This window comes from Streptomyces sp. NPDC054956 (assembly GCF_053609185.1).
In genome coordinates this window covers 1-13,672 of record NZ_JBSGXB010000030.1, presented here as the reverse complement: position 1 = coordinate 13,672, position 13,672 = coordinate 1, and the positions used below count along the sequence as shown (strand labels likewise).

Annotated in this window: 11 protein-coding genes and 1 pseudogene; 5 read left to right on the top strand and 7 right to left on the bottom strand. The window is 71.4% G+C overall.

The genetic code is table 11. The features are described 5' to 3' along the window. Positions 1-5: 5 nt before the first annotated feature. Both ACWGDE_RS08530 and ACWGDE_RS08525 read right to left on the bottom strand, forming a co-directional pair. A complete protein-coding gene (locus ACWGDE_RS08530) occupies positions 6-671 on the bottom strand; it encodes a response regulator (RefSeq protein WP_453388233.1) in 666 nt (221 codons plus the stop codon). Continuing rightward, positions 668-1,837, bottom strand: a complete 1,170-nt coding sequence (locus ACWGDE_RS08525) for a sensor histidine kinase (protein ID WP_453388232.1) — start codon at positions 1,835-1,837, stop codon at positions 668-670. Before ACWGDE_RS08525 ends, ACWGDE_RS08530 begins: the two co-directional genes overlap by 4 nt. Positions 1,838-1,970: 133 nt before the next feature. On the opposite strand from ACWGDE_RS08525, the gene ACWGDE_RS08520 reads away from it, so the two are divergent. Beyond that, positions 1,971-2,882 (top strand): ABC transporter ATP-binding protein, encoded by a 912-nt coding sequence (locus ACWGDE_RS08520; RefSeq protein WP_453388231.1) that lies wholly within the window; start codon positions 1,971-1,973, stop codon positions 2,880-2,882. Beyond that, positions 2,879-3,766, top strand: a complete 888-nt coding sequence (locus ACWGDE_RS08515; RefSeq protein WP_453388230.1) for an ABC transporter permease — start codon at positions 2,879-2,881, stop codon at positions 3,764-3,766. The genes ACWGDE_RS08520 and ACWGDE_RS08515 overlap by 4 nt, the downstream gene beginning before the upstream one ends. 8 nt (positions 3,767-3,774) lie before the next feature. On the opposite strand, the gene ACWGDE_RS08510 is transcribed toward ACWGDE_RS08515, so the two are convergent. The 5 genes from ACWGDE_RS08510 to ACWGDE_RS08490 all read right to left on the bottom strand — a co-directional run bounded on the left by ACWGDE_RS08510 (position 3,775) and on the right by ACWGDE_RS08490 (position 10,677). Next, positions 3,775-4,353 (bottom strand): dihydrofolate reductase family protein, encoded by a 579-nt coding sequence (locus ACWGDE_RS08510; protein WP_453388229.1) that lies wholly within the window; start codon positions 4,351-4,353, stop codon positions 3,775-3,777. An 18-nt stretch (positions 4,354-4,371) separates the two neighbouring features. Then, positions 4,372-5,034 (bottom strand): pyridoxamine 5'-phosphate oxidase family protein, encoded by a 663-nt coding sequence (locus ACWGDE_RS08505; protein WP_453388228.1) that lies wholly within the window; start codon positions 5,032-5,034, stop codon positions 4,372-4,374. A 100-nt stretch (positions 5,035-5,134) separates the two neighbouring features. Continuing rightward, positions 5,135-8,506 (bottom strand): phage tail protein, encoded by a 3,372-nt coding sequence (locus tag ACWGDE_RS08500; RefSeq protein ID WP_453388227.1) that lies wholly within the window; start codon positions 8,504-8,506, stop codon positions 5,135-5,137. Positions 8,507-8,508: 2 nt separating this feature from the next. Next, the gene (locus ACWGDE_RS08495; protein ID WP_453388226.1) at positions 8,509-9,222 is read right to left on the bottom strand and encodes an eCIS core domain-containing protein; all 714 of its coding nucleotides are present in this window, start codon (positions 9,220-9,222) and stop codon (positions 8,509-8,511) included. A gap of 126 nt (positions 9,223-9,348) precedes the next feature. Further along, positions 9,349-10,677, bottom strand: coding sequence for a histidine kinase (locus ACWGDE_RS08490; protein WP_453388225.1), 1,329 nt, complete (start codon positions 10,675-10,677; stop codon positions 9,349-9,351). Positions 10,678-10,910: 233 nt separating this feature from the next. On the opposite strand from ACWGDE_RS08490, the gene ACWGDE_RS08485 reads away from it, so the two are divergent. The 3 genes and pseudogenes from ACWGDE_RS08485 to ACWGDE_RS08475 all read left to right on the top strand — a co-directional run bounded on the left by ACWGDE_RS08485 (position 10,911) and on the right by ACWGDE_RS08475 (position 13,615). Further along, a complete protein-coding gene (locus ACWGDE_RS08485) occupies positions 10,911-11,483 on the top strand; it encodes a GlcG/HbpS family heme-binding protein (RefSeq protein ID WP_453388259.1) in 573 nt (190 codons plus the stop codon). 185 nt (positions 11,484-11,668) lie between these two features. Next, positions 11,669-12,652: pseudogene (locus ACWGDE_RS08480) on the top strand (glycoside hydrolase family 26 protein); the annotation flags it as partial. A gap of 219 nt (positions 12,653-12,871) precedes the next feature. After that, a complete protein-coding gene (locus tag ACWGDE_RS08475; RefSeq protein ID WP_453388224.1) occupies positions 12,872-13,615 on the top strand; it encodes a class I SAM-dependent methyltransferase in 744 nt (247 codons plus the stop codon). Positions 13,616-13,672 lie beyond the last annotated feature (57 nt).

Genomic DNA, 13,672 nt, shown 5'->3' with positions numbered 1-13,672 from the left:
GGGAGCTATCCGCGGGACGGGGGAGCGACCAGGCCGATCTCGTAGGCGAGGATGACCAGTTGGACCCGGTCGCGCGCGTCGAGCTTGGTGAAGAGCCGTGCGAGGTGGGCCTTGGCGGTGGCCACGCTGATGGTCAGTTCCCCGGCGATCTCCGCATTGGACAGGCCGCGGCCGACGAGGGTCAGGACCTCGCGTTCCCGGTCGGTGATGCCGTCGGCCACCACCCGGCGGGCGGGGGCGGGTTCGGGCCGGGCGGCGAACTCCTCGATGAGACGGCGGGTGACGCTCGGAGCGATGAGGGCGTCTCCGCCCGCGACGATCCTGATCCCGTCGAGGATGGTCTCCAGCGGCATGTCCTTGACGAGGAAGCCGCTCGCGCCGGCGCGCAGCGCCCCGTAGACGTACTCGTCGTCGTCGAAGGTGGTCAGGACGAGTACGCGGGTCCTCGACTCCGGATCCGCGTTGATCCGGCGCGTGGCCTCGATGCCGTCCGTACCGGGCATCCGGATGTCCATGATGGCGACGTCGGGCCGCAGCCGCCGGACCATTTCCACGGCCTCGGCACCGTCCCCGGCCTCCCCGGCGACCTCCAGGCCGGGGGTGTCGGCGATGAGGACGCGCAGGCCCGTACGGATCAGCGGCTGGTCGTCGACCAGGACGACACGGATCACCGTCCCACCTCCACCGGTACCGGCAGCCGTGCCGCCACCCGGAACCCGCCTTCCGGACGGGGGCCGGCACTGAACTCGCCGTGCAGCAGACCGACTCGTTCCCGCATGCCGGCGATCCCGTATCCCGAGCCCTCCGGGGTGCCGCCGCGACCGAGGTCGACGATCTCGACGGCCAGATGGTCGGCCCGGTAGTCGACCGTCACGCCGCAGGCCCGGGTGCCGGAGTGCCGCACCACGTTGGTGACCGCCTCCTGCACGATGCGGAAGGCCGCCAGATCGACGTCGGCGGGCAGGTCCCGGCGGTCGCCCCGCCGGCTGACGTCGACGCGGACCCCGGCCGCGGCGGTCCTCGCCACCAGTTGGTCCAGGGCGGCCAGGCCGGGGGAAGGGTCGAGCGGCGCGGACTCCTGCTCGCCCTGCCGCAGCGCGCCGAGCATCCGGCGCAGGCCGGCGAGGGTCTCCCTGCTGGTGGCCTCGATGGCGTTCAGCGCGTTGCGCGTCTCGGCGGGCTGGGTGTCCATGACCCGGCTGCCCACGCCGGCCTGGATGGCGATGATGCCGATGTTGTGCGCGACCATGTCGTGCAGCTCCCGGGCGATCCGCAGCCGCTCGGCCGTGACCGCCTGCCGCGTGGCCTGGGCGCGCACCGTGTCCGCGTGCGCCCGGTTCTGATGGACCGTGTTGCCGATCAGCCAGGCGATGACGACGGTCGACGCGAGGGCGGCCGGCGGCGCGGGGGCGAAGAAGTAGCCGCGGCTGAGCAGCCAGATCGAATAGCCGGCCAGCGTGGCAACCGGCATCACGGCGGCGAGGACCGAGACCCGCCGCGAGCGGGTCGCGGCGGTGTAGCCCACGGCCGCGTCGGCCAGGAAGAAGAGGACGAACGTCGTCTCCCGCACCGCCATCCCGATCGAGAACATGGCGCCGGCGAGCGCGACGGCCACGGCTGCCAGCGGCGCCCGGAACAGCAGCAGCGCGCCCAGGGTGGTGACGACGGCGGTGACCAGGAGCGGTGCGTCCTCGATGTTGCCGTCGTACTGCATCAGGTGGCGGAACTCGTCGGGCCGTTGGAGGGTTCGCATCAGGATGAGGGCCGCCCAGAAGGCCGCCACCCACACACCCGGAGGCAAGCGTCTGAGCAGGGGTGGACGAGGAGTGGCGGTCATCGGCCGATCTTATCGGCGCACCCGCGCCGGGGCATTGGCCCACGGGCTTAATCCCCGGGGCCACCCCCGCGGCCCGCAGGTGTGAACCTCGGGCCGATGCAGGCTCCGTACCCTCCCCGGCACCTTGGACCCCGTGATCGAATCCAACGGACTCACCAAGCGGTACGGCGACACCGTCGCCGTCGACGATCTGACCTTCACCGTCGAGCCGGGCAAGGTGACCGGGTTCCTCGGCCCCAACGGAGCCGGCAAGTCCACGACGCTGCGGATGATCCTGGGCCTGAACGCGCCCACCGGCGGAACCGTCACCGTGGACGGGGTTCCCTTCGTGAACCGGCCGCGCGGACTGCGCCACGTGGGCGCTCTCCTGGACGCCCAGGACGTCCACGGCGGACGGAGCGCGCGGGCACACCTGTCGGCCCTGGCCCGCGGCAACCGCATCCCGCCGACCCGCGTGGACGAGGTCCTCCGGGAGGTCGGGCTGGCGAAGGCCGCGCGGCGCCGGATCGGGGGGTTCTCCCTCGGGATGAAGCAGCGTCTGGGCATCGCGGGCGCCCTGCTGGGCGATCCGCCGGTGCTGCTGTTCGACGAGCCCCTGAACGGGCTCGACCCCGAGGGGGTGTTGTGGGTGCGCGGCCTGTTCCGCAGGCTGGCGTCCGAGGGCCGGACCGTGTTCGTCTCCAGTCACATGATGGCGGAGATGGAGCACACCGCCGACCGGATCGTCGTCATCGGCAAGGGCAGGATCATCGCCGACGAAAGCCTTGCGGACTTCTCGGCCCGCAACACCTCCCGGGGCGTGACGGTGCACACGCCCGAACTGGCCGCGCTGGAAGCGGTGTTGTCCGCCGAGGGGGCGTCGGTGCGCCGGGAGGGCGACCGGGTCGGCGAGGTCGGCGGCATGACGGCGGCCCGGATCGGGGAGCTCGCCCACCGGCACCGGATCGTGCTGCACGAACTCGCCACGCACACCTCGTCCTTGGAGTCGGCGTTCATGTCCCTCACCGCCGACAGCGTCGAATACCTCGCAGGAGAAACCCGATGACCCAACTGGCCACGTCCACGTCCACGTCCACGTCCATGTCCGGCCCCGGTCTGTCCGAGCGCACCTCCGGACCGGCGGCCGGGTTCACGGACCTGCTCGCCGCCGAGTGGATCAAGATGCGGTCGCTCCGGTCCACGTACTGGGTGCTCGCCCTCAGCGCCGTGGTCGCCATCGCGATCAACGTGAACGCCGTCCACTCCGACCTGCCCTACATCGACCAGCCGCACCCCTCACCGGAGGGCCTTCCCCCGTTCAAGTACGACCCGCTCTTCCACGGACTGGGCAGCATCGCCGCCGACGTCATGGCATTGGCCGCGGCAGCCTTCGGCGCCATCACGGTCTTCGGGGAGTACTCCACCGGAATGATCCGCACCACGTTCGCGGCCGTCCCCGACCGCCGTGCGGTGATCACGGCCAAGCTGGCCCTGGTCGCGTCGATCACCCTCGTCCTCGGCGCGATCGTCTCCGTGACCTCGTTCTTCACCACCAACGCGATGCTGGCCTCCCGTCACGTCGGGCTCTCGATCCACGACCCCGGCTGCCTGCGGGCCGTCACGGCGTACGCGCTGGTCGTGCCGGTCTGCGCGCTCATCGGGATGGCGTTCGGCGCCGTCCTCCGCCACGCCACGGCTTCGATCGTCGCGGTCGTGGGAGTGCTCTTCATCCTGCCCATGTTCTTCGGCGGCGAGCGGTACCGGTTCCTGAAGGAGATCGGCAACCACCTTCCGCTCACGGCCCAGTCACGGCTGGCGCTGAACCCCGACTCCTACACCACCCTGGGCACGTACCCGGGCACGATCACGGGCTCCTGGATCGCGCTCGCCGCCTGGGCGCTCGTCTCGGCTGCCGTCACCGTGAGCGTGGTGCGGCGCCGGGACGTCTGAGAACACTTCTAGAGCGAGGCGGCCGGGCGCTCCACGCGGTAGCGGAGGTAGGTGACCTTCGACCTGAAGGTGCGGGTCTCGACGAGGTCGAGATCCACCCGGCGCTCGTCTCGGGGGAAGAACGGAATGCCACCGCCGATCAGGACCGGGTAGACCACGGCCCGGTACTCGTCGATCAGATCCGACGCGGCCGCCTGCGCGGCGAGGTTCGCGCCGCCGATCGCGATGTCGCCCTCCCCGGGCTCCGCCCGCACTCGCTCGATCTCCTCCGCGAGACCGCCGGCGGCCAGGCGGGCATTGCCCTGCACCGTCGACAGCGTGGTGGAGAACACCACCTTCGGGAGCGGATTCCAGAGTGAGGCCCACTCCCGTTCGGCGTCGCCGAGCGAGGGATCCTGGTCGGCGGTCTCCCAGTACAGCATCGTCTCGTAGAGCCTTCGGCCCAGCAGGTGGACGCCGACCTCTCGAATCTCGTCGATCCAGAAGCGGAAGACCTCCTCGTCGGGCGCCGACCAGTCGAAACCGCCGTCCGGCCCGACGATGTAGCCGTCCAGGGAGATGTTCATCGAGTAGGTCACGCTGCGCATCAGAAGTCCTCCTCGGCCTCAGCGACGGCGACGGGTGCGGTCCAGGAGGGCGGGATCGGGAGCGGGGAAGCGCGTTCCCGTGATGGTGTCGGGTACCGGGGTGCCCGTCGCGGAGGTGAAGGGGATGAAACCGGCCCAGGCCTCGACCGCGTCGTCCTTGGGCTCGTCCCGGGCGAAGCCGCTGCGGGTCTTGATCGAGAACTCCTCGATGGGCATGCTCAGGACGGCCGTGTAGCGGGATTCCTCGGTGCTGGGCCGGCGCGCCGCGTACGGGCCGGACATCCGGCCCGGGACGACGCTGTCCACGATGCGCGCCAGGGCATCGGCGCGCTCGTCCACGTCCTCGATCTCGGTCGCCTGCCCGAAGACCATGACGGACCGGTAGGCCGCCGAATGGTGGGACGCGGCCCGTCCGAGGATCAGGCCGTCGACGAGGGTCGCCGTGACACAGACCGGGGTGCCCGCGGCGGCGGTGGTCATGAAGCGGCCGTGCGCCGAACCGTGCAGGAGGAGGCGGTCTCCCTCACGCATGTGGAGGGTCGGGATGACCACCGGACCGTCGTCGGTACCGAAGCCGACGTGCACCGTGAGGGCCTCGTCCAGGATGGCGTAGGCGGCTTCCCGGTCGTAGGTGACGCGCTCGGGGTAGCGCAGGGCGGTCGTGCGCGGGGTGGGTGCCATGGCCGCCAATTTACGACGGCGAGCGATGCTCGGGACGGCTCGAAACGCCGGGGCGGACGAACACTTCCCCGGCGGCCCGACCAGCAACGGGTGACCGTCCTCAGGCCTTCAGTTCCGCGGGGACGCGCTCGCCGTTCACAGTCCAGCCGGCGCCGGTGAGCTTCTCCTGAGCCGTCGTGCCCGTCCCTTGCCAGTCCTTGTGCTCCTTGGCGTCGTAGTCGATCGCCGCGGCGACCGTCCGGCCCCCGCCCAGCCTGGCGAGCAGTTGGTTCAACGTTCCCGTGCAACCGGGGCACGGCCCTCTGCCGATCACCTTGAGGCTGACCTCGGTGACCTTCGAGCCCCGGTCCACCGTCTTCGCCAACCACTGGGCGAACTGGTACTCGGCGTGGCTGGCGTGGGAGCCCTTGACGGGGTCCCGGGTGTTCCAGGTCTCGACCCGGGCCACGGTTTCCCCCGGCTGCATCGGCTGGATCTGGCCGCCGATCTGAGTACCCCGCGCGGTCTTCCCTCCGTGTCCCTCGATGGCCGCCGGAAGCGAGTGGGGGACCATCACGGGCCGCCCGTCCTCCATGACCACGCGGCCGTCCTTCCTCAACGCCTGCGATCCGAACTTCTCCTCGATCTTCGGTGGCGCCGCGAACACCACCCTGGCGTCCACGGTCACCGTGGCGGTATCGGACAGGCTCAGCTTCACCCCGGCCGCCCGTGTCCGCGGGCTGGCCTCGGCGAAGATCCCGTACCCGTCGTCCCCCTCCTTGACCACGTCGAACTTCTTGAGCCCCTGCGGCCTCAGATCTCCCTCGATGGTCGCCACTGCCCGCTTGAGCCCCTCCTCGCTCCTGATGGAGGGCCAGGCCTCCGCGAGCTTCGTCCTGGCCAGTGCCTTGACCTTCGCGCTCTCGCCGCTCTCCCCGCCCTTGAGGGACGACAGGATCTTCTTGCCCGCGTTGACGATCTTGTCGATGACCCAGTCGACCGCCTTCATCACCGGCGCCTGGATCTTGGCCAGAATCGACTTGATCTTCTCCGAGATGCCGCCCAGACCCAGCAGGCCGGCCAGGAAGTCCAGGACCACCGGGACCGCCTTGGCCAGGCTGTTCTCGATCAGGCCGGCCACCGCGCCGGAGCCGCCGTTCGCGATCGATTCGACCGAGTCGAGGACCGAGTCCACGAAGCTCTTGATCTGGGACGCGCGGTTCACGAAGAACATCACCACGTCGTAGATCGCCTTGCAGGCGCGGACGAACGCCGACGCGGGGTTGAGCATCGACACGATCCAGGTGATGCCCGCCGTGACGATCTTCTCGATCACGAAGTCCTTGACCGCCCCGATGACCGTGTCCTTGAGGTCGGACAGCTTTCCGGAGATCCACTTCCACAGGCCGCCGATGCCCTCCGTCACCAGGACCTGGACCATCTCGAAGCCGGTCTCCAGCCCCTTCATGGCCGGTTCGCCGATCCGCGCCACGACCCGAGTGCGAATGTTCGACCAGGTCAGGCCCAGGATGGAGAGGATCATCTTCATGATCCCCTTGGCGTCGAAGGTCTCGGGGATCTCGATCCCGCCCGCCGACAGCTGGCCGAACAGCCACTGCTTGAGGCCGTTCTTGAGGTGGTCGCCGATGCGCGCGGCGAAGCCCATGACGCCCGCCTTGACCGCGTTCACCAGATTGCCCAGGAACTCGATCGGCTTCGTGATGATCTTGTCGATCGCGCCCGCCGCCCGCGCCAGGACACCCAGCAGCATGTCCTTGAGCTTCATGACGGTTTCCGCGGTCTCCTTGATCGCGTCCTTCGCCTTGCTCAACAGGCCCTTGTTCTCCGCCTGGAGGCCCTCGATCTCCTTGTCCAGCTCGTCCCGCGCGGCGACGTACTTGTCCGCCAGATCCTGTACGAGGCCCTGCGACTTCTCCGAGACGGAGGACTCCAGGGAAGAGAACTCCGCGCCGATGTCCTGGCCCGCCTGCTGCGCGAACTGCTGGAGCTCCCTGGGCTGACTCGCCACGATCTCGGCGATCCTCGCCTTGCCCGTCGCGATCCGCGCCGTCGCCTCGCCCAGCCGCCTGCCGATCAGGTCCGCGATGTCGGAGACGACCTTGCGCATCTGCGCTTCGTAGGTCTTCTTCGACTCCTGGAAGATCTGGTTCGCCTCGGGCGGCAGGTCCAGTACGAGGTCCACGAGCCACTGGGCCGCACCCGAGACCCCCGCGTACCGCTGGTCCTTGTACCTCTTCATCCGTGCCTGGTGGTCGGAGGTGAAGGCGTCGTGCGCCGCCTTCTGCCCCGTCTCGAAGGCCGTCTCCACCTCTCCGTCCAGCGCGCCGAGCGTCCGCTCGACATCCCCCTTCGTCGCCTCGAACACCGACTTGAGCTCGGCCGTCACCGCAGCCCGCTTGGCCTCGTCCTTCCCCTGGGCGGTCGCCTGGCCCGCCGCGACCTGCTGCCCCGCGCCGGTGCGCGCCGCCGTCATCGCCTGCATCGCGGCCGGGCCCGCCGCGGCCGCGCCGCCCTGCTCCGTGGCGATCCGCGCCGCCTCAGCGGCCCTGAACTGCCCCGGCGCGGTGGCCGCGTGGGCGTCGGACTCCTTCTTGGCGTCCAACGCCTCGGTGAACTTGGGCTCGTTGGAGTGGGCCAGCTGCTCCGGGGTCAGCTTGGCCTCCGCCATCATGGCGTCGGTCTCCCGGGGCCCGGTGCGCAGGTCCGTCTGCGCGGCCGGCGCCGGGGCGACGGACAGGGCCCGGGGGTCCGGGGCCGCGGGCGTGACCGGTGCGGGCTGCCCCGGCAGAGGAGTGACGGGCTTCTCGACGGCCCTCGACGGGTCCGGGGCCGCCGCGGTCTTCTCGGCGATGTCCTTGGCCGAGCTCTCCTTGCCCGCCTTGACCTGCCCGGACACCTGGCCCTTGACCTCGTCGACCTTCCCCGAGGACGCGAACTTGTCCGCCTCGTCCAGGGTCTTGGGGGCCTTGGCGGCGATCGCGGCCTCGACCGCCGCGATGAAGGCCGCCTTGTCGAAGCTCCCCGGTTTGGCCGCGCCCATCTCCCCGGCCTGGGCCGCCTTCGCCTGCGCCTCCTTGTCGTCGCCCGGGGCCTTGGCGGCGTCCTGCGCGGCCTTCGCCTGGGAGGCCGCGGTGGGGTGCTTGGCGAGCGCGTCCTTCTTGGCCCGGATGTCCCCGGCCGCCTTCTTGAACCGGGGGTCCGTGCCGGGCGTCAGCCCGGTGGGGGGCGCCGGGAGGGAACCGGATCCGGAGTCCAGCCGTTGGACCTGCGCGGCGGAGGGGGCAGCGGACCTGGGCGCGACCAGGCGGGTGACGGCCGCGTTCCCCGCACGCCCCTGGAGCCGTTGCAGGGCGCGCGGATCCAGCGCCCTGGGCCGTACGGCCGCTCCGGGCGCGCCCTCGGCGTCGACGCGTGGCGGACGCGTCCGGCGTACGGGCTTCTCGCCGGCGGGCCGGTCCCCGGTGTCCTTCACCCCTACTCCGCCGGGGCTTCGTCCTCCTCGGCCTCCCCGGTGGCCTCGCGCTGCACGAACACCCCCTGTACGGAGGCCATTTCCTCGCCATCCTCCACGGCATCCCGCTGTACGGGGGCCGGCGCGGGCGCGGCCATCACCCGGTCGGCGTTCGCGACCGCCTCCCGCTCGTGGCGGTCGGACGGATCGCTGACCTTGATGCCGCCGGAGACCTCCGTGCCCTCGACCGGCCCCGAGCGCTGCTGCACGACGTGGGTGAGCTCGTGGGCGAGGGTGGTGCGGCCCTGATGGGAGCCGGGGTCGTAGGCGTCGCGCTGGAACACGACGTGCGAACCGACCGTGTAGGCGTGGGCGTTGACGCCCTTGGCCGACTCGTGCGCGGCGCTGTCCGTGTGGACCCGTACGTCCCCGAAGTCGTGACCGAGCCGGCCCTCCATGTCGCTGCGGACTTCCGGGTCCAGCGCCTCGCCGCCGGAGCCGACCACATCGTGCACGGCGGACCGCTGCAGCGCGGCCCCCACTCCGCTGTTGCCGAGCGCCCGCTGGAGCCGCAGCACCCCGCCCGGCCCGAGGGCGTCGGCCCGCCCGGCGGCGGCCGCCTTGAGCAGCAGCGCGTCGGGGGCACCCGCCTCCAGTTCCGCCTTGGGGCGCGGACCGGTCCCGCTCTCCGCGTCGTGCTCGTGTTCAAGCCCGTGTCCGTGCTCGTATCCCTGCATCTTTCCCCCTGGCGGATCACTCTCCCGGCCACGATGCCGACGGGGACGGGGTCCGGTCAGGGGCGAAGCGAGCCGGGCGAGGGCACCGGTGGTTGCCCGAAAGGGCAGCCGCCCCGGCCGATGGCCTCAGGGAGAGGGAACGGGGACGGCCGCCGTCAGCACGGCACCCTCACCGGGTGTCGACTCGATGGTCAGGGTCCCGCCGAGCTGCCGTATCCGGGCCCGCATCGCCGGGACTCCGTGTCCGCGCAGGCCGGACGGGGCCTCGGGGAGGGCGGCGGGGTCGAAACCGTGCCCGTTGTCGGCGACGTCGAGGACGACCTGGTCGTCGAGCCGGGTGAGGGTGATCGCGGCGGTGGTGGCGCCGGAGTGCTCCCGTACGTTGGCCAGCGCGCCCTGGGCGATGCGCAGGAGCGCGGACTGCACGCGTTCGGGCAGCGGCGCGAACTGCCCGTCCGCGTCGAAATGCCCGCCCGCGTCGATGTGGACACGGACCGTGAGACCCGCCCCCGACTCGCGTTCGGCGAGGGCCTGCAGCGCGGCGTCGAGGCCGCCGCCGTGGGCGAGGTCGGCCGGTGCGAGGTCGTGCACGAAACGGCGGGCCTCGGCGAGGTTGAGCTCGGCGATGGACGCGGCGGTGCGGACGTGGCCGCGGGCGGTGGCGGGGTCGGTGTCCCAGGTCCGTTCGGCGGCCTGGAGCAGCATCTGCTGGCTGGACAGGCCCTGGGCGAGCGTGTCGTGGATCTCCATGGACAGCCGCTGGCGCTCGGCGAGGGTGCCTTCGCGACGCTCGGTGGCGGCGAGCTCACGGCGGGTCCGGATGAGGTCGTCGATGAGGGAGCGCTGGCGGGCCGCCTGCCGCTGCATGTGGAGGAAGACGGCGGTGGTGAGCGCCGAGACGGCCGCCGGGCCGATCACCAGGTCGAGGTTGAAGCGGGGGGCCAGCGCCAGCTGCGCGAAGATCACGAAGAGCGTGAGGAACCCGACGAGGACGTACGCCGCCACGGGCGGCAGGGTGCGCAGCGCGGCATAGAAGAGCGGCACCGCGACCCACGCGAAGCTGGGCGCGAGGAGGACCAGGACGGCCCACGTGGTGACGACCGCGCCCAGCCAGGCCAGCTGCGGGGCCGGCGGCCACGGCGCGCGGCCGCGGGCGGGCTGTGTCCTGGCGGCCGGGGTGGGGCCCAGGAGGTAGAGGGCGGCGAGGACGATGGCGAGGACGATCACCCAGGGGGCCCGGGCCTCCTGGGTGTGCCGCTGGACGAACCGGACCATCGACGTGCTGACCAGCACGAAGAACGTGACCCGCATGACGAGCGTCAGCCGCCGGTCGTCCGCCGCGCTGGCGGAAAGGGCCCCCGCGGCCGCGCCGGAGGCACGGGGGTCCTCCGGCGCACCCCCGGGGAGGCCGCCGGAGCCCGGTTCGCGGGCGGGGCCGCTGGGGTCGGGCCGCATGTGCGCCTCCTGGCATCGGGTCCCTGAGCTGGACAAACAGTCATATTGTCGCCGAGGGGGACGATGTCGGGGTAAACCGATCGGATGACCCGCGTGTCACCCCTACCGCCCGCCGCATGCAGCCGGCCCACCGACGAGCCCGGGCCGCCGGCGGGCGCAGGATGGATGTCAGAGCGGGGCAGCCGGAAATGGCGGCGCCCCAACTATCCATCCACATCATGGAGTTGACAGATATGAAGCAGGTCAAGAAGGTCTCCGTCCACACCCGCAACGTCGCCGGCGGCGCCCTGGTGGCAGCCCTCGCCCTCGGCGGATTCGGCGCCTACGCCGCCAGCGCCGCCCCGGCTCCGGCCGCCCAGGCCGCCCCGGCCGCGGCGAAGGCGGACGCCAAGAACAAGAACCTGACCGAGTCGACCCACCTGACCATCGACGCCGCCACGCGCGCCGCACAGACCGCGCTCGACGCCGCGAAGAAGGAGAACCAGCGCGTCACCGTCGCCGTGGTGGACCGCAACGGCAACACCATCGTCACGCTGCGTGGCGACGGCGCCGGCCCGCAGTCCTACGAGGCCGCGCAGCGCAAGGCTTACACGGCGGTGTCCTGGAACGCCCCGACGTCCGAGCTGGCCAAGCGCCTCGAGCAGGCCCCGACCCTCAAGGACATCCCCGGCACCCTCTTCCTCGGCGGCGGTGCCCCGGTCACCGCGAAGAACGCCCCCGTCGCGGGCATCGGCGTCGCGGGCGCCCCCTCCGGTGACCTGGACGAGAAGTTCGCCCAGGCCGGTGTCGCGGCGCTGAACAAGTAGCAGCGCCCGAGGCGCACCCGCGGACGGTGAACCGCCCACCGGCGGGGGCCTCACCCGGTCGGGCCAACCGGAAGCGGCCGACCGCCGCGAATGGCCCAGCATCGGGACACCGGACGGGCGCCGGTCCGACGAGATGCCTAACGTCGATGCCAGACACATCGGTTCGCGAAGCTTGTGGAGACGTCATGTCCCATCGAGGCCGCCGGCTGGCGGGCGCCTGCGCGAGTACGGTCGCCGTCGGCCTGCTCGCCACCGGGGGAGCCTTCGCCCCGCCGCCGCGCGAGGCTTCCGGCGGGAACTCCGGAGCCGGGTCGGGAGTCGCGGTCGGCGCGTACCTGCACTACGGCTCGCCCGGCGTCGACAGGATGCAGGAACTCTCGCGCTGGCTCGGAGGTGCCGAGCTGCGCGCCGGGCACACCTACCTGCCGGGCGACACCTGGGCGAACATCGAGGGAGCCCCCGATTCCCTGCGCGCCTGGGCCCGGTGGCGCAGGGCGAGAGCGGACCGGCTGTTCGTCCTGAACGTCCCCATGCAGGCGCGCAACGAGGCCGGCGTCCCCGACGGACAGGTCGCCGGGCTGATCCGCGCCGGCGCGCGGGGGCAGAACGACCAGCACTTCCGGCGGCTGGCCAAGCGTCTGGTCGGCCTCGGGGTGCCGGACGCGGTCATCGTGCTCGGCTGGGAGATGAACGGCTTCAACTACGCCCACCGGTGCAAGCCCGACCCCGAGAACTGGAAGAAGTACTGGCGGCACATCGTGGCCGCCATGCGCTCCGTGGACGGCCAGCGGTTCCGTTTCGACTTCGCCCCCAATCGGGGCGGGGACGCGATCGCCTGGACCAGGTGCTACCCCGGCGACGACGTGGTCGACATCGTCGGCATGGACTCCTACGACCAGCCGCCCGGCCACAGCTTCTCCGACCAGGTCACCCAGCCGTACGGACTCCAGCAGCAGGTCGACTTCGCGAAGAAGCACGGCAAGCGGATCTCGTACCCCGAGTGGGGACTGTTCCGCAACGGCGACAACGCCGAGTACATGCGGGACATGCTGCGATGGATCGCCGACAACGAGCCGGTCTACCACAGCATTACGGACTACTGCCCGCACGGCGTCTGGCAGTGCGGCGAGAACCCCCGCTCGGCCCGCGTGTTCCGTGAGTTCCTGTCGGCCGAAAGGGACCGTCCGTAGCATTCCGCCTGGAGCCGTGAGGGGCGGCGAGGTCGGTGCCCGCACGTACGCGATGCCGGGAAGATGTCCGGATCTTTGTGGGTTTCGCCAGTACGACGGTCTATCAGGACCCGTAGAGACTGCCAGTCAGAAGCCGCGGCGCGCCCCGCAAACGGGGGGCCCGTGGCCCATGACGTGCCGCAACGGGGAGAGATCACGATGAGTGCGCAGCAGCAGTACGACGAAATCGGCGAGGCCTACGAGGGTTTCAAGGCCCTGCCGTTGGAACAGTACGCGGTGGTACCCAGCTTCCTGGCGCTGGTCGGGGACGTGAGCGGAAAGTCGGTCCTCGACCTGGCCTCCGGAACCGGCTTCTACAGCCGGGAGTTCAAGCGGCGGGGCGCCACGGACGTCCTCGGAATCGACGTGTCCGGCGAAATGGTCGCCGTCGCCGGCCAGTTGGAGGAACTCAACCCGCTGGGCATCCGCTACGAGGTCGGCGACGTCGCCGAACTGCGGCCCTTCGAGCAGCGGTTCGACATCGGACTCGCGGTCCAGCTGCTCAGCTACGCGCAGGACGTCGCCGCCACGGAGCTCATGTGCCGCAACGCGCACCGGAGCCTGAAACCCGGCGCCGAGTTCTTCGTGCTCAACCAGTCGCCGGACTTCCGCTTCGACGGACCCACCCCGGAGCGGTACGGCTTCCGCAGCGAGCTCACCGGTGAGGAGGTCGAGACCGGCCCGCAGGTCCGGATCACGGCGCTGCTCGACCCGCCGGTATCGTTCGTCGCCAACCTCCCGCGCCGCGAGGTGTACGAGAAGTGCCTGGAGGCGGCCGGGTTCAGCGACCTGACCTGGGTCCCGGTGGAGGTTTCGGAGGCCGGCCTGCGCGAGTTCGGCGCCGGCTTCTGGGCGGACTTCCACGCCAACCCCCCGCTGGAGATGCTGCGCTGCCGCGCCTGACATCCCACCGGACGTCCCGGCGGCCCGGCCCCCGATCGGCAGGAACGGGGGCCGGGC